This is a genomic window from Rugamonas aquatica (assembly GCF_009380215.1).
Classification (GTDB): domain Bacteria; phylum Pseudomonadota; class Gammaproteobacteria; order Burkholderiales; family Burkholderiaceae_D; genus Rugamonas; species Rugamonas aquatica_B.
Map to the genome: position 1 here is coordinate 137,494 of NZ_WHUG01000014.1, position 14,682 is coordinate 152,175.

The 14,682-nt window shown below is 61.4% G+C and carries 18 protein-coding genes; 17 read left to right on the forward strand and 1 reads right to left on the reverse strand.

Translation table 11 applies throughout. The features are described 5' to 3' along the window. Positions 1 to 4 precede the first annotated feature (4 nt). From trpA to GEV02_RS26260, 11 genes are all read left to right on the forward strand, one after another. Positions 5 to 802 carry a tryptophan synthase subunit alpha gene (trpA, locus tag GEV02_RS26210; RefSeq protein ID WP_152840855.1) on the forward strand — a complete coding sequence of 266 codons (798 nt, stop codon included), beginning with the start codon at positions 5 to 7 and terminating at the stop codon, positions 800 to 802. 69 nt (positions 803 to 871) lie between these two features. Then, on the forward strand, positions 872 to 1,138 hold the full coding sequence (locus tag GEV02_RS26215) for a BrnT family toxin (RefSeq protein ID WP_328595918.1): 267 nt from the start codon (positions 872 to 874) through the stop codon (positions 1,136 to 1,138). 10 nt (positions 1,139 to 1,148) lie between these two features. After that, positions 1,149 to 1,424 carry an antitoxin gene (locus tag GEV02_RS33030; protein WP_174999349.1) on the forward strand — a complete coding sequence of 92 codons (276 nt, stop codon included), beginning with the start codon at positions 1,149 to 1,151 and terminating at the stop codon, positions 1,422 to 1,424. 122 nt (positions 1,425 to 1,546) lie between these two features. Then, positions 1,547 to 2,419, forward strand: a complete 873-nt coding sequence (accD, locus tag GEV02_RS26225) for an acetyl-CoA carboxylase, carboxyltransferase subunit beta (RefSeq protein ID WP_008450964.1) — start codon at positions 1,547 to 1,549, stop codon at positions 2,417 to 2,419. Between the two features lie 83 nt (positions 2,420 to 2,502). Continuing rightward, complete coding sequence (folC, locus tag GEV02_RS26230; RefSeq protein WP_152840856.1) at positions 2,503 to 3,792, forward strand: bifunctional tetrahydrofolate synthase/dihydrofolate synthase; 1,290 nt, start codon at positions 2,503 to 2,505, stop codon at positions 3,790 to 3,792. 22 nt (positions 3,793 to 3,814) lie between these two features. Then, positions 3,815 to 4,885 carry an SPOR domain-containing protein gene (locus tag GEV02_RS26235; RefSeq protein ID WP_152840857.1) on the forward strand — a complete coding sequence of 357 codons (1,071 nt, stop codon included), beginning with the start codon at positions 3,815 to 3,817 and terminating at the stop codon, positions 4,883 to 4,885. 18 nt (positions 4,886 to 4,903) lie between these two features. Beyond that, positions 4,904 to 5,392, forward strand: coding sequence for a CvpA family protein (locus tag GEV02_RS26240; RefSeq protein ID WP_008450958.1), 489 nt, complete (start codon positions 4,904 to 4,906; stop codon positions 5,390 to 5,392). Positions 5,393 to 5,431: 39 nt separating this feature from the next. After that, positions 5,432 to 6,955 (forward strand): amidophosphoribosyltransferase, encoded by a 1,524-nt coding sequence (gene purF, locus GEV02_RS26245; protein ID WP_008450955.1) that lies wholly within the window; start codon positions 5,432 to 5,434, stop codon positions 6,953 to 6,955. 97 nt (positions 6,956 to 7,052) lie between these two features. Further along, positions 7,053 to 8,297, forward strand: a complete 1,245-nt coding sequence (locus GEV02_RS26250) for a cystathionine gamma-synthase family protein (protein WP_152840858.1) — start codon at positions 7,053 to 7,055, stop codon at positions 8,295 to 8,297. Between the two features lie 60 nt (positions 8,298 to 8,357). After that, complete coding sequence (locus GEV02_RS26255) at positions 8,358 to 8,852, forward strand: hypothetical protein (protein ID WP_152840859.1); 495 nt, start codon at positions 8,358 to 8,360, stop codon at positions 8,850 to 8,852. Between the two features lie 71 nt (positions 8,853 to 8,923). Further along, on the forward strand, positions 8,924 to 10,039 hold the full coding sequence (locus GEV02_RS26260; protein ID WP_152840860.1) for a serine hydrolase domain-containing protein: 1,116 nt from the start codon (positions 8,924 to 8,926) through the stop codon (positions 10,037 to 10,039). Positions 10,040 to 10,042: 3 nt separating this feature from the next. Here GEV02_RS26260 and lexA read toward each other — a convergent pair whose 3' ends face one another. Continuing rightward, a complete protein-coding gene (gene lexA / locus GEV02_RS26265; RefSeq protein WP_008450946.1) occupies positions 10,043 to 10,681 on the reverse strand; it encodes a transcriptional repressor LexA in 639 nt (212 codons plus the stop codon). A gap of 290 nt (positions 10,682 to 10,971) precedes the next feature. On the opposite strand from lexA, the gene rpsF reads away from it, so the two are divergent. From rpsF to GEV02_RS26295, 6 genes are all read left to right on the forward strand, one after another. After that, a complete protein-coding gene (rpsF, locus tag GEV02_RS26270) occupies positions 10,972 to 11,358 on the forward strand; it encodes a 30S ribosomal protein S6 (RefSeq protein WP_008450943.1) in 387 nt (128 codons plus the stop codon). 18 nt (positions 11,359 to 11,376) lie between these two features. Further along, positions 11,377 to 11,682, forward strand: a complete 306-nt coding sequence (gene priB / locus GEV02_RS26275) for a primosomal replication protein N (RefSeq protein ID WP_152840879.1) — start codon at positions 11,377 to 11,379, stop codon at positions 11,680 to 11,682. Between the two features lie 15 nt (positions 11,683 to 11,697). Next, positions 11,698 to 11,988: a 30S ribosomal protein S18 gene (rpsR, locus tag GEV02_RS26280; protein WP_008450941.1), complete on the forward strand. Its 291-nt coding sequence runs from the start codon at positions 11,698 to 11,700 to the stop codon at positions 11,986 to 11,988. A 34-nt stretch (positions 11,989 to 12,022) separates the two neighbouring features. Continuing rightward, complete coding sequence (gene rplI / locus GEV02_RS26285; RefSeq protein ID WP_008450939.1) at positions 12,023 to 12,475, forward strand: 50S ribosomal protein L9; 453 nt, start codon at positions 12,023 to 12,025, stop codon at positions 12,473 to 12,475. Positions 12,476 to 12,596: 121 nt separating this feature from the next. Beyond that, positions 12,597 to 13,982: a replicative DNA helicase gene (locus tag GEV02_RS26290; RefSeq protein WP_008450937.1), complete on the forward strand. Its 1,386-nt coding sequence runs from the start codon at positions 12,597 to 12,599 to the stop codon at positions 13,980 to 13,982. 60 nt (positions 13,983 to 14,042) lie between these two features. After that, entirely contained in the window at positions 14,043 to 14,669 is a 627-nt protein-coding gene (locus tag GEV02_RS26295; RefSeq protein ID WP_070272676.1) for a DUF47 domain-containing protein, read from the forward strand. The last annotated feature ends 13 nt before the right edge of the window (positions 14,670 to 14,682 follow it).

A 14,682-nucleotide genomic window follows, 5' to 3' on the forward strand; every position in this document is an offset into this window, starting at 1 on the left:
CGACATGTCCAAAATCGCAGCAACTTTCAGCGCCCTGAAGGCGCATAAAAAAACAGCGCTCGTCACCTTCATCACGGCCGGCGATCCTTCGCCCGAGCTGACCGTGCCGCTGATGCACGCCATGGTGGCCGGCGGCGCCGACATCCTGGAGCTCGGCGTGCCGTTCTCCGATCCGATGGCCGAAGGCCCGGTGATCCAGCGCGCCTGCGAGCGGGCGCTGGCTCACGGCGTTGGCATCCATGACGTGTTCGGCTACGTGGCGGAATTCCGCAAGACCAATCAGACCACGCCGGTGGTGCTGATGGGCTATGCCAATCCGATCGAGCGAATCGGCGCGGCGACGTTCATCGCCAAGTCGAAGGCGGTGGGGGCGGATGGCGCCATCGTGGTCGATTACCCGCCGGAAGAGTGCGAAGAGTTCGCGGCCGCCATGCGCGCTGCCGAGCTGGACCTGATCTTCCTGCTTGCGCCGACCTCGACCGAAGAGCGCATCGCGCAGGTGGCCAAGGTTGGCGGCGGCTTCAGCTATTACGTCTCGCTGAAGGGCGTGACGGGCGCAGGCAATATCGACACGGTGGAAGTGGCTGAACGTCTGACGGCGATCCGCCGGCACGTGCAGTTGCCGATCGGCGTAGGCTTCGGCATCCGCGACGGCGCCACCGCGCGCGCCGTGGCCGAGGTGGCTGACGCGGTCGTCATCGGCAGCCGCATCATCCAGGAAATCGAAAGCGCCGGCAAAGACAAGGCCGTGGCCGCTGTACAAACCTTCGTCACCGGCATCCGCACCGCCCTGGACGCCTGACCTCCCGCAAATCCCGGCCGCTCACCTTGATACATAGTTAAGAACTGACTATGTTGAAGGGGAGCGGTCGTGCGCTTCGAGTGGGATGCCCGCAAAGCCAATGCCAATTTACGCCAGCACGGAGTGAGCTTTGAAGAAGCTTGCACAGTGTTCGATGATCGGCGCGAAAAGTTGCAGTTCGATGGCGCTCACTCTGCTATTGAGGACAGATATAGGCTGTTCGGTCACAGTACAGCAGGAAGAATGCTAGTTGTAGTCCACTGTTATCGAGGTGGAGAAGCAATTCGAGTTATTTCTGCATACAAGGCGTCGCGGACCGAGCGGGCTGACTATTGAGAGGTGGGATATGAGAAAAGAGTATGATTTTTCTAAGGCCGTCCCCAATCCTTACTTTGAGAGTCTGAGCAAGGAGATAACATTTCGTCAGGACTTGCGGTCGCTGGCATATTTCGAGGAGCTGGGTAAGCCATACGGTTTGCCGGCGGAAGAGATGATACGGATGTATTTACGGCATATTGCAGGCTCGGGCTATAAAGCGGATCTTGGCATTTTGACCTTGGAGGAGCGCGATCGGCTGCGGGCAACGCTGGAAAGAGAGGGTAAGCTTCCCCGGAAGACGTAGTGGTTTACCTCTAAAAATCCGTCAATTTCATGACGAACCTTAAAAATTGTTGTACAGCAAAGTTCGACAGGGGGGCAAGAAACGGCTACACTTCGGCCACAAGTTAGCTGCAAGGAGAATTTATGAGTTGGTTGGAAAAACTGCTGCCCCCACGTATCCAGCGTTCCGACGCTGCCGCACGTAAGACCATGCCCGAGGGCCTGTGGGTCAAATGCCCGTCCTGCGAAGCCGTCCTGTACCGCACCGATCTGGAATCGAACCTGCACGTTTGCCCGAAATGCGACCATCACATGCGCATCCGCGCCCGTGAACGCCTCGACAGCCTGCTCGACGCCGGCGGCCGCTATGAAGTCGGCATGGACACCCTGCCGGTCGATACGCTGAAATTCAAAGACAGCAAGAAATACCCCGACCGCCTCAAACAAGCCATGGAAGCCACCGGCGAGACCGATGCGCTGATCGTCATGGGCGGCGCCATCATGAGCCTGCCGTGCGTGGTGGCTTGCTTCGAATTCGAATTCATGGGCGGCTCCATGGGCTCCGTGGTCGGCGAGCGCTTCGTGCGCGGCGCGCAAGTGGCCCTGGAACAGAAAGTGCCGTTCATCTGCATCACCGCCACCGGTGGCGCCCGTATGCAAGAAGGTCTGCTGTCGCTGATGCAAATGGCGAAAACCACCGCCATGCTGACCAAGCTGGCCGACAAGAAGCTGCCATTCATCAGCGTGCTGACCGACCCGACTATGGGCGGCGTGTCCGCCTCGTTCGCCTTCATGGGCGACGTCGTCATCGCCGAGCCGAAAGCGCTGATCGGCTTCGCCGGCCCGCGCGTGATCGAAAACACCGTGCGCGAAAAACTGCCGGAAGGCTTCCAGCGTGCCGAGTTCCTCGTCACCAAGGGCGCCGTCGACATGATCGTCGACCGCCGCAAGATGCGCGAAGAAATCGCCCGTCTGATGGCATTGCTGCAAAATCAAGCTGTCGAGGTACTGGCCTAAGAATCGGCCAGTTTCCCACGCAACGGCGCGCAATCGGCTATCATGCCGGCCTGCGCGCCGTTTTTCATTTCTGAGCCATCATCATGTCGAACCTCCCAACTACTTTGCCTGCCTGGCTTGCGCTGCTTGAATCGCGCCATGCCGAAACCGTCATCAACATGGGCCTGGACCGCGTACTCGCCGTCAAGGAGCGTCTGCAGCTGAGCTTTAGCTGCCCCGTCATCATGGTGGCCGGCACCAACGGCAAGGGTTCGACCTGCGCCATGCTGGAATCGGTGCTGATGCGCGCCGGCTACAAGGTCGGCCTGTACATCAAGCCGCACTTCCTGGACTTTAACGAGCGCGCCCGCATCAACGGCGAGCTGGCCAGCGACGACGTGCTGGTGGCCGCCTTCAACGCGGTCGAGGCCGTGCGCGGCGATACCCCGCTGACCTATTTCGAATTCACCACGCTGGCCATCATGCACCTGATCGCGGGCGCCGGCATGGATGTCGCGATCCTGGAAGTGGGCCTGGGCGGCCGCCTGGACGCGGTCAACATCGTCGATGCCGACGTCGCCATCGTCACCAGCGTCGATATCGACCATACCGATTACCTGGGCGATACCCGCGAAGCGATCGGCTTCGAGAAGGCCGGCATCTTCCGCGCCGGTAAAACCGCGATCTGCTCGGACCCGGTGCCGCCGCAATCGCTGATCGACCACGCCAACGCCATCGGCGCCGACCTGTGGCTGATGGGTCGCGATTTCAACTATTCCGGCGACAAGCAGCAGTGGAACTACGGCGGCCGTTCGCAGCGCCGCAATTCGCTGGCTTACCCTAGCCTGCGCGGCGCCAACCAGATCCTCAACGCCTCGGCCGTGCTGGCCGCGCTGGAAGCGCTGAAGCTGGAATTGCCGGTGGGCGCGCAGGAAGTGCGTACCGGCCTGGTGACGGTGGAACTGCCGGGCCGCTTCCAGGTGCTGCCTGGCCGCCCGACCGTGATCCTGGACGTGGCGCACAATCCGCACGCGGCCTCGGCGCTGAACCAGAACCTCGGCAACATGGGCTTCCACCCGTACACCTACGCCGTGTTCGGCTCCATGCACGACAAGGATATCGACGGCGTGATCGCCGCCATGTCCGAGCATGTGGACCACTGGTGCCTGGCCACGCTGCCGTCGCCGCGCTCTGCCAGCGCCTCGGAACTGGCGGCCAAGGTGCAGATCGTGCAGGAAGAAAAGGCTGAGCGCACCATCAATATCTTCGACGATCCGGGCTCTGCATATGCAAATGCGATCAGCCGAGCCGGGGAGAATGATAGAATTGTGGTCTTTGGATCTTTCCTCACGGTCGCCGGCGTCATGGCGGCGCGAAAATCCGCATTCCATTGAACGCACAGGACTGAAATCACGCATGGGCTTGTTCTCGAAACTCGGTAAAAACAAGCAAGAGACCGCTGGTCAAGACAGCGGCTATTACACCAGCGCAGATGACCAGGACGCGACGGAGCGCGCACGCTCCAAGCGCGCCTCGTCGGCGGATGGTTCCGCCAAATCCCGCCGCAGCAAAGACCGCGAAGCGGACGACCCGGTGTTGCCGGAAAAGAAACGCGCACGCCGCCGCCTGGTCGGCGCCATCGCGCTGGCGCTGGGCGTCGCCATCGGCCTGCCGATGGTGCTCGATTCCGAACCTAAGCCGCTGTCGTCCGACATCGAAATCAAAATCCCTGCCAAGGACAAGCCGGCCGATGCCGCGCCTGCCGCCGCACCGGTAGCCCAGAGCGCCGCGCTGGACAGCAGGGAAGAAATCGTCGAAGACGTCAAACCGGCCAAGCCGGCCGCCGCCGCTCCGGTAGCCGCGCTGGCCGCCGCCGCGCCGGCCACGCCGCCCGCCATCGCCCCCGTCAAGGTCGACACGAGCAAGGCCGACGCCCTCAAGCGCGAAGCCGAGCAAAAGGCCGAAGCCAAGCTGAAAGCCGAAGCCAAGGCGGAAGCCATCGCCAGGAACAAGGCCGACAACGAAGCCAAAGCCCGCCAGGACGCCGACTACAAGGCGGAAATCGAACGCAAGCAGGCTGAGGTGAAAGCCGAAGCCAAGGCCAAGGCCGACGCCAGGGAAACCGAACGCAAGCTGGCCGAAGCCAAGGCCGCCAAGCAGGCCGACAGCGTCAAGCCGGCCGCCGGCAGCTCGGAAGATGCGCGCGCGCTGGCCATCCTGGAAGGCAAGGCCGCCGCCAAGCCTGCGGCCGCCGCCGAAGCGGGGCAGAAATTCGTACTGCAAGTGGCCGCGCTGAGCGACCAGGGCAAGGTGGACGAGCTGCGCGACAAGCTCAAGAAAGCCGGCATCAGCTCCTTCACGCAGAAGACGCCGTCCGGCGACATCACCCGCGTGCGTGTGGGGCCGTTCACCAACAAGGATGAAGCGGAAAAAGTACGGGCCAAGCTGACCGCGATGGGCCTGAGCGGCCGTCTCGAAACCGTCTGATCCAGCAGGCTGCCCGACGTGACGATCTTTGATTACCTGGTGATTTTTGTATTGGTCGCGTCGGTCATCATCAGCATGATGCGCGGCCTGGTGAAGGAAGTGTTGTCATTGGCAAGCTGGGTGGTGGCCTTCGTGGTCGCCAACGCTTACGCCGCCGCGCTGGCGCAGATGCTGCCGCCGGTGGTGCCGGGCGAGGTGTTGCGCCTGATCCTGGCTTTTATCGCGCTGTTCATCGGCGTACGGATTTTGATGGGCCTGCTGGCCATGGCGCTGGGCGCCTTGCTCGATGCCGGCGGCCTCAGCCTGGTGGATCGCGCGCTGGGCATGGTGTTCGGCTTCGGCCGCGGCCTTGTCATTGTGCTGGCCGGTGTCATCCTGTGTGGGATGACGTCGATACCGCAACAAGCATTCTGGAAGGATGCGCTATTGAGTCCGCTTGCGGAGACCGGAGCGCATACGGTGAAAGCCTTTCTTCCCGCTGCCATGGCGCAGCATGTGAATTTTTGAATTCTTTAAATCTGTAGCACCAAGTCCAGGAGCAACATCATGTGTGGCATCGTCGGCGTCGTATCCCATCAACCTGTCAATCAACTGCTGTATGACGCATTGCTGCTGCTGCAGCACCGCGGCCAGGATGCGGCAGGTATCGCGACCAATCACAGCAGCATGTTCGCCATGCACAAGGCCAATGGCCTCGTTCGTGACGTTTTCCGTACCCGTAACATGCGTACGCTGCAAGGCAATTCCGGCATCGGTCACTGCCGCTATCCAACCGCCGGCTCGTCGAGCGAGGAAGAAGCGCAACCGTTCTACGTCAACGCCCCGTTCGGCATCACGCTGGCGCACAACGGCAACCTGACCAACTGGGAACAGCTCAAAAAAGAAATGTTCCAGAACGATCGCCGCCACATCAACACCGATTCCGATTCGGAAGTGTTGCTGAACGTGCTGGCCCACGAAATCCAGAAAGCCACCACCGGCATCTCGATCGACGCTGACACCATCTTCGAAGCCGTGACCGTGCTGCATCGCCGCGTGCGTGGCGGCTACGCTGCCGTGGCGCAGATCGCCGGCGTCGGCCTGCTGGCCTTCCGCGATCCGTTCGGCATCCGTCCGCTGTGCCTGGGCATCAACGAAACCGAGCAGGGCGCCGAGTACCTGATCGCTTCCGAGTCCGTGGCGCTGGAAGGCATGGGATTCCGCTTCGTGCGCGACATCGCGCCGGGCGAGGCCGTCTTCATCGACGCCGACAAGCAGCTGCATTCGCGCCAGTGCGCGGACAATCCGTCGCTCAACCCTTGCGTGTTCGAGTTCGTCTACCTGGCTCGTCCTGATTCGGTGATCGATGGCGCTTCCGTCTACGCCACCCGCCTGAAAATGGGCGAGTACCTGGCCGAGAAGATCAAGCGCGAATTCAAGGATGGCGAGATCGATGTCGTCATGCCGATTCCGGATTCGTCGCGTCCTGCGGCGATCCAGCTGGCGCTGGCGCTGAACGTGGAATACCGCGAAGGCTTCATCAAGAACCGCTACATCGGCCGTACCTTCATCATGCCGGGCCAGGCTGCGCGCAAGAAGTCGGTGCGCCAGAAGCTGAACGCCATCGCTTCCGAGTTCAAGGACAAGGTCGTGCTGCTGGTGGATGACTCCATCGTGCGCGGCACCACCAGCCGCGAGATCGTGCAGATGGCGCGCGAAGCCGGCGCCAAGAAAGTGATCTTCGCTTCGGCGGCGCCACCGGTGATCTTCCCTAACGTGTACGGCATCGACATGCCTACCCGCGACGAGCTGATCGCCTATGGCCGCAGCACCGAGGAAGTCTGCCGCGAGATCACCGCCGATCACCTGGTCTACCAGGATATCGACGCGTTGAAGCGCGCCATCTCGGACGTGAATCCGGCGTTGAAGAACTTCGAGGCTTCGTGCTTCGACGGCGTCTACGTCACCGGCGACATCTCCAAGGACTACCTGGACAAGCTGGAATATGCGCGTCATCATCCGAAGGCCGCCGGCCCCGAAGATGCGGGCCGTTCGCAACTGAATCTGAATCTGGCCGCCACCGAGGCCTAACTCTCGTCATTCCCGCGCACGCGGGAATCCATGCTGAGCCTGCGTGCTTGCGTTCTATGGGTTCCCGCCTGCGCGGGAACGACACGCAGGAACTCACATGAACGACAAGAAAAACTACGGCTTCACCACCACCATCCTGCACAACGATCGCCAGAAGGGCATCGAGCACGGTTCGCTGCACAAGCCCATCCACACCTCGGTCGCCTTCGGTTACGCCGACGCGCGCCAGCTGGCCTCGGTATTCCAGGGCAAGGAGCCGGGCTTCCGCTACGGCCGCCAGGGCAATCCGACCATCTCCGCGCTGGAAGACAAGGTCAACAAGATGGAGCAGGGCGTCGGCACGATCTGCTTCGCCACCGGCATGGGCGCGATCGGCGCCGTGTTCCAGTCGCTGCTGCGCGCGGGCGATCATGTGGTGTCGTCGTCGTTCTTGTTCGGTAACACCAACAGCCTGTGGCAGACCACCATGGCGCAGGGCGTGGGCGTGTCCTTTGTCGACGCCACCGATGTCGCCAACGTCGCCGCCGCCATCACCGAGCAGACCCGCGTGGTGTTTGTCGAAACCATCGCCAACCCGCGCACGCAAGTGGCGGACCTGAAGCGCATCGGCGAGCTGTGCCAGCAACGCGGCATCCTCTACATTGTCGACAACACGATGACCACGCCTTACCTGTTCCGTCCGAAGTCGGTTGGTGCCGGGCTGGTGGTCAACGCGCTGACCAAGTCGATCGGCGGCCACGGCAACGCGCTGGGCGGCAGCCTGACCGATACCGGCGCCTACGACTGGACCCGCTTCCCGAACATCTACGAGAACTACAAGAAAGCCGTGCCGCTGCAATGGGGCCTGGCGCAGATCCGCGCCAAGGCCTTGCGCGACTTCGGCTCCTCGCTGGCGCCGGAAGCGGCCCACCACATCGCCGTCGGCGCCGAGACGCTGGCGCTGCGCATGGAACGCACCAGCGCCAATGCGCTGGCACTGGCGCGACTGCTGGAATCGGACGAGCGCGTGGCGGCTGTCTACTATCCCGGCCTGGCCTCGCACCCGCAGCACGCCATCTCCAGCGAACTGTTCCGCAGCTTCGGCTCGCTGCTGAGCTTTGAGCTGAAGGATGGCATCGACTGCTTCGATTTCCTGAATCGCCTGAAGCTGGCGATCCCGGCCTCCAACCTGGGTGATACGCGCACGCTGATCATCCCGGTGGCGCACACCATCTTCTTCGAGATGGGCGCCGAGCGCCGTGCTTCGATGGGTATCGCCGAATCGCTGATACGGGTGTCGGTCGGCATCGAGGATACCGACGATCTGTTGGACGATTTCACCTGCGCACTGGAAGCTTGCTGATCCCTGCGGCCAGTTGTGATAATCTAAGCTTTCAATTTTACTAAGCGCGGGGGAGGCGTCATGAGAGCAGCATGGGTTCTGGCTTTGACCGTGCTGTCGAGTAACGCCTTTGCCGAAGAGCCGTCCCGCCGGCTCGCTCGGCAAGCCGAGATCGAGTACTACACCAGCCACTACGACGGCGCCGATATTTCCCTGGCCCGTTTCGACTGCCAGCCGCCTTACATTCCGATGCGCCCGGCCACGGCCGGCCGCGCAGCGGTGGCGCAGGCGCTGGCCGCGTGGCGCGCCTGCTACGACAGGTTCCTTGCCAATTACAACGCAGCGCTGCCGGTCGGCAAGAGCATCCCTGCCGACCTTGCTGACCTGATGACCGACGATGAGATGAGCGCCGCGCAAACGCTGATGAGCCAGGTGTTCGTGCAAGTGGCCGATGACGCCAAGCGTCAGGCGGACGCGGTCACGGTGGCGGAGGCCGCGTGGGAAGGCCGGCGCGGCGATATCGAGCTGAGCGCGCGCGAGTTGTCCCATCAGCCGACGACGGCCGGCAAGCGCTGAACGGCCGCCTGGCAGGAATTGACGCAATATTGTCTGTTCGTCGTGACTGGAAGTTTGCTAGTCTGCGCGGCATGACTACCCCACTCCCTTTGAAACAACTGCTGGTGCTGGCTGCCGGCGCGCTGTTGGCCGCCGCTGCGCAAGCGACCCCGGCCAGCGACGCCGAGCTGCTCGCCATGATGAAAACCCGTGTCGATGTCGACCATGCCGGCACCGGCATGGTGATCGGCATCATCGAGGCCAAGGGCGGCCATGTGCTGGCCTACGGCAGCCTGAGCGAGGGCGGGGCGCCTGTCGATGCGGACTCGGTCTACGAGATCGGTTCCATCACCAAGGTGTTCACCGCCACCATCCTGAGCGATATGGTCCTGCGCGGCGAAGTGGGGCTTGCCGATCCTGTGGCGCGCTACCTGCCGGCGGCTGCCGCGCCGCCGGCGTTCGGCGGGCGGCAGATCACGCTGGGCGACCTGTCGTCGCAGGTGTCCGGCATCCCAAGCATCCCCGCCAACCTGGCGCCCAAGGATGACGATAATCCCTTCGCCGACTACACGGTGCCGCAGTTGTACGAGTTTGTGCACGGCTTTGCGCCCACGCGTGCGGCGGGCGAGCGCTACGAGTATTCGAACACGGGCGTCGGCCTGCTGGGTCATGCGCTGACGTTGCGCGCAGGCGTCGATTACGAGGCGCTGGTGCGCCGGCGCATCACCGGCACGCTGGGTATGAACAGCACGGCCATCGCGCTGACGCCGGCCATGCGCCAGCATCTGGCCATCGGCTACGGCATGCCGGGCGTGGTGGCGGCCAACTGGGATATGCCTGCGCTGGCGGGCATGGGCGCGCTGCGCTCGTCGACGGCGGACATGCTGAAGTTTGTTGGAGCTAATATGGGATTGCAGAAGACGCCGCTGTACGGCGCGATGCAGGCCGCGCATCAGCCGCGTCACGCGATCGAGGGCAGGGAAGGCGCGTCGGTGGCGCTGGGATGGCATGTGCTGGAGCAGCATGGCTCGCACATCGTCTGGCACAACGGCGGCACGGGCGGCTACCGTACGTATATCGGCTTCGACACCAGCACGCAGCGGGGCGTGGTGCTGATGTCGAATTCGCACATGGGCTCGGACGATATCGCCAGGCGGGCGCTCAACAGCGCCTTCCCGCTCATCGTGCCGAAGCCGATGGCTATGTAAAGCTTAGTGCCAGCTACGCATCAGGCCGACAGCCAGGCCTTCCAGCGCGAACTCGTCCGCTTCAGGATCGACCTTGATGATCTTGAAGTCCGGGTTTTCCGGCAGCAGCTCCACGGTGGAGCCGGTCTTGCGGTAGCGCTTGACGGTGACGTCGTTGCCGATGCGGGCCACGACGATCTGGCCGTTCTTGGCGCTGTCCACCTTTTTCACGGCCAGCAGGTCGCCGTCCATGATGCCGGCGTCGCGCATCGACTCGCCGCGCACCTTGAGCAGGTAGTCCGGGCGGGAAGAGAACATGGCCGGGTCGACGCTGTAGCTGGTTTCCAGGTTTTCCTGCGCCAGGATGGGCGAGCCGGCGGCCACGCGGCCGATCAGCGGCAGCGACATCATCAGCGACACCGGTACTTTCGGCGTGGCCGGTTCGGCGTGCACGCCCAGCAGGCGGATGCCGCGCGACGTGCCGGCGGCGATCTCGATCGCGCCCTTGCGCGCCAGCGCCTGCAGATGCTCCTCGGCCGCGTTGGCGGATTTGAAGCCCAGTTCGTTGGCGATTTCGGCGCGGGTTGGCGGGAAGCCGGTGTTCTCGATGGCATCCTTGATCAGATTGAGAATTTGTTCTTGTCTTGCGGTGAGCTTGATCATAGAGTGCTTTGGGCCTGTGTATATAGACAGTCTGTATTTTTGTACAGTGTGAAGCGAAATGCAAGGGAATTTGTTGCTTTGCGCGAAATAAATTCATGGTGGGGTCAAGTCTGACATTTGGACACGGCCTCGACCGTAGCGCCGCGTTGCGGTCGAGCTCGTGTCCAAATGTCAGACTTGACCCCGGATTGTCTTTTGCCGGAAAAGCTGATATAGTCGCGGGCTTACCTCTTCCCACACCTGTCTTGACGCCAGGGTGGGCTATATTCACAGTCCTTAAGGGAGTTTGTATGCGTCACTATGAAATAGTATTTATCGTCCACCCGGACCAGAGCGAGCAAGTGCCCGCCATGATCGAGCGTTACAAGACCTCGGTTACCACCCGCGGCGGCGCCGTGCACCGTGTTGAAGATTGGGGTCGTCGTCAGATGGCTTACTCGATCCAGAAACTGGCTAAAGCACACTACATCTGCCTGAACATCGAATGCGACAACGAGACCCTGGTCGAGCTGGAAACCGCCTTCAAATTCAATGATGCCGTGCTGCGTCACCTGACCGTCAAGATGAAGAAAGCGGAAACCGCTCCTTCGCCGATGATGAAGTCGGTACAACGTGAAGATGCAGCGAAATCGCATCGCACCGAAGCTCCAGCAGTTGCTGCTGCTCCTGCGGCCTAATTGTTGCCAGGAACCGAGCTGAACCAGCTCCAGTTTATTGCCTTGATCGCCGAACGGGACGCCTTGCGCTACACCCCGGCCGGCATGCCGATCGTGAATGCTGTACTCCAGCACCGATCCCAGCAGACCGAGGCAGGCATTGCCCGATTGAGCGAGTTTGAAATTTCCGCGGTTGCCGCGGGCGAGATTTCAGGCCGCTTCAGTCAGGCGCCACTGGCCGGCATGTATCAGTTCACCGGGTTCCTGAACAAGAAGAATCGCAATAGCAAAAGCCTGGTGTTTCACATCATTGATTTTAGTGCTGTCCCAGACAGCTCAATTTAGATACAGGAGCCTAAAATGGCATTCGGTAAAAAGTTCGACAAAAACAAGCTCAAGCTGAAAGAAAAGCGCAAGCAACAAAACCCACTGTTCAAGCGTAAGAAGTTCTGCCGCTTCACCGCAGCAAACGTTGAACAGGTTGACTACAAAGACGTCGACACCCTGAAAGACTTCGTCCAGGAAAACGGCAAAATCATGCCAGCACGTCTGACCGGTACCAAAGCGCACTACCAGCGCCAAGTTGACACCGCAATCAAGCGCGCTCGCTACCTCGCGCTGCTGCCTTACACCGATCTGCACCACGCTTAATCGCGTCGTCTAGATAAGATCCTGGAGAAGAACTATGCAAATCATTCTGTTAGAAAAAGTCGTCAACCTGGGCAACCTGGGTGAAGTCGTTAAAGTTAAAGACGGTTACGCACGTAACTTCCTGATTCCGCAAAAAATGGCCCGCCGCGCTACCGCGTCCGCCGTTGCTGAATTCGAAGTCAAGCGCGCTGAACTGGAAAAAGCTGCTGCTGAAAAGCTGGCCGCTGCTCAAGCTCAAGGCGAGAAACTGAACGGCATGACCGTGAACGTTTCGCAAAAAGCTGGTGTTGACGGCCGTCTGTTCGGCTCCGTCACCAACTTCGACATCGCTGAAGCCCTGACCAAAGCTGGTTTCGCTGTTGAAAAAGCTGCTGTGCGTATGCCTACCGGTCCTCTGAAGACCGTTGGCGAGCACCCAGTAAGCGTTGCTCTGCACACCGACGTGGTGGTAGAAGTGACCGTTGCTGTCGTAGGCGAAGCTGCCTGATATTCGACCGGACGGCAACGTCTGGTCGGTATAGCAACACATTGAAAAAGCCGGGCTTGCCCGGCTTTTTTCTCGTCATAAATTTGTAATACGGCTCAAGCAAGCAGGTATAATTCGCGCCATGAACGCCCCCTCCGATCCGCAAGTAGATTCACTCCGCGTCCCGCCGCATTCCATCGAAGCAGAACAGTCCGTCATCGGCGGCCTGCTGCGCGATAATGCGGCGTTCGACCGCATTGCGGATATGATGAACCCCGAGGACTTCTACCGCTACGACCACCGCATCATCTTCGAGCAGATCGTCAAGATGATCAACGGTTCGCGTCCGGCCGACGTCATCACCGTGTTTGAAACCCTGTCCCAGCTGGGCAAGGCGGAAGACGTGGGCGGCCTGACCTACCTGAACGCGATGGCGCAAAACACGCCATCGGCCGCCAACATCCGCCGCTATGCCGAGATCGTCCGCGATCGTTCCATCCTGCGCCAGCTGATCACGGTGGCCGACGAAATCTCCGGCCAGGCTTTCAGCCCGCAGGGCAAGGAAGTCAAGCAGATGCTGGACGAGGCCGAGTCGAAGATCTTCGCCATCGCCGAGCAGGGCGCCCGTGGCGCCGCCGGCTGGATACCGGTGCAGCCGCTGCTGACCCAGGTGGTCGAGCGTATCGACGAGCTGTACTCGCGCGAAAGCCAGTCCGAAATCACCGGCGTGCCGACCGGCTGGATCGACCTCGACCGCATGACTTCCGGCCTGCAGCCGGGCGACATGGTGGTCGTCGCCGGCCGTCCGTCGATGGGCAAGACCGCGTTCTCGATGAACATCGCCGAGAACGTCGCGGTGGAAGAGGGCCTGCCGGTCGCCGTGTTCTCGATGGAGATGGGCGGCGTGCAGCTGGCCATGCGTATGCTGGGCTCGGTCGGCCAGCTGGACCAGCACCGCCTGCGTACCGGTAAGCTGAACGACGAGGATTGGCCGCGCCTGACGCACGCCATCCAGAAAATGAACGACGCCCAGGTCTACATCGACGAGACCCCGGCACTGAATCCGATCGAAATGCGCGCCCGCGCGCGCCGCCTGTCGCGCCAATGCGGCAAGCTCGGCCTGATCGTGGTCGACTACTTGCAGCTGATGACAGGCTCGACCCAGGGCGACAACCGCGCCTCGGAAATCTCGGAAATCTCGCGCTCGCTCAAAGGCCTAGCCAAAGAGCTGCAGTGCCCGGTGATCGCGCTGTCGCAGCTGAACCGCTCTCTGGAGCAACGCCCCAATAAACGTCCCGTCATGTCCGACTTGCGCGAATCCGGCGCTATCGAGCAGGACGCGGACGTCATCATCTTCTTGTATCGCGACGAGGTCTACAACCCGGACTCGCCCGATAAGGGAACGGCCGAGATCATTATCGGTAAGCAGCGTAACGGCCCGATCGGCTCGGTGCGCCTGACCTGGATCGGCCAATACACGAAGTTTGGCAACTACGCCGGTAATCTGGCGCTGTACCAAGGCGACTAATCTTTACGCCGTCCCGTACCCCGGGGCGGCGATCTGCAGTACACATTTACGGAGAATAAAATGTTTGGACGTTTGATGCCCACCGAGGGCAAATTTTTTGACCTGTTTAACCAGCACGCCGACCTGTGCGTCAAAGGTGCAAAAGAGATGCTGGGCCTGATGTCCAATTTCGACGATCTGGAAAACCGCGTGCACGCCATCGAATCGATCGAGAAGCAAGCCGACAAGATCACCTACGCCACCGTCGACCTGCTGCACAAGACCTTCATCACGCCGATCGACCGCGACGACATCCACAAGCTGATCACCCGCATGGATGACATCCTCGACCTGCTGGAAGACGCCGGCCAGACCGTGTCGCTGTACGACCTGCATTCGGTGACGCCGGAAGCCAAGCGCCTGGCCGAACTGGTGCTGGCCTGCACCGAGAAGGTCCAGCAAGCCGTGGCCCTGCTGCATAACATGGACAACTCGCGCCAGATCGTCGCCATCTGCGAAGAGATCGACCGCCTGGAGTCGGACGCCGACCACGTGATGCGCGCCGCCATGTCCAAGCTGTTCCGCGACGAACCGGACGTGCGCAACCTGATCAAGATGAAAGCCATCTACGAAATCCTGGAAACCGTGACCGACCGTTGCGAAGATGTGGCCAACATCATCGAAGGCATCATCGTCGAAAACGCATAACTACAAAAAGAAT

Excerpts from the sequence above, each read along its gene's own strand:
- trpA (WP_152840855.1), top strand. The coding sequence starts at position 5 with ATGTCCAAAATCGCAGCAACTTTCAGCGCCCTGAAGGCGCATAAAAAA.
- GEV02_RS33030 (WP_174999349.1), top strand. The coding sequence starts at position 1,149 with ATGAGAAAAGAGTATGATTTTTCTAAGGCCGTCCCCAATCCTTACTTT.
- accD (WP_008450964.1), top strand. The coding sequence starts at position 1,547 with ATGAGTTGGTTGGAAAAACTGCTGCCCCCACGTATCCAGCGTTCCGAC.
- folC (WP_152840856.1), top strand. The coding sequence starts at position 2,503 with ATGTCGAACCTCCCAACTACTTTGCCTGCCTGGCTTGCGCTGCTTGAA.
- GEV02_RS26235 (WP_152840857.1), top strand. The coding sequence starts at position 3,815 with ATGGGCTTGTTCTCGAAACTCGGTAAAAACAAGCAAGAGACCGCTGGT.
- purF (WP_008450955.1), top strand. The coding sequence starts at position 5,432 with ATGTGTGGCATCGTCGGCGTCGTATCCCATCAACCTGTCAATCAACTG.
- GEV02_RS26250 (WP_152840858.1), top strand. The coding sequence starts at position 7,053 with ATGAACGACAAGAAAAACTACGGCTTCACCACCACCATCCTGCACAAC.
- GEV02_RS26255 (WP_152840859.1), top strand. The coding sequence starts at position 8,358 with ATGAGAGCAGCATGGGTTCTGGCTTTGACCGTGCTGTCGAGTAACGCC.
- GEV02_RS26260 (WP_152840860.1), top strand. The coding sequence starts at position 8,924 with ATGACTACCCCACTCCCTTTGAAACAACTGCTGGTGCTGGCTGCCGGC.
- lexA (WP_008450946.1), bottom strand. The coding sequence starts at position 10,681 with ATGATCAAGCTCACCGCAAGACAAGAACAAATTCTCAATCTGATCAAG.
- rpsF (WP_008450943.1), top strand. The coding sequence starts at position 10,972 with ATGCGTCACTATGAAATAGTATTTATCGTCCACCCGGACCAGAGCGAG.
- rpsR (WP_008450941.1), top strand. The coding sequence starts at position 11,698 with ATGGCATTCGGTAAAAAGTTCGACAAAAACAAGCTCAAGCTGAAAGAA.
- rplI (WP_008450939.1), top strand. The coding sequence starts at position 12,023 with ATGCAAATCATTCTGTTAGAAAAAGTCGTCAACCTGGGCAACCTGGGT.
- GEV02_RS26290 (WP_008450937.1), top strand. The coding sequence starts at position 12,597 with ATGAACGCCCCCTCCGATCCGCAAGTAGATTCACTCCGCGTCCCGCCG.
- GEV02_RS26295 (WP_070272676.1), top strand. The coding sequence starts at position 14,043 with ATGTTTGGACGTTTGATGCCCACCGAGGGCAAATTTTTTGACCTGTTT.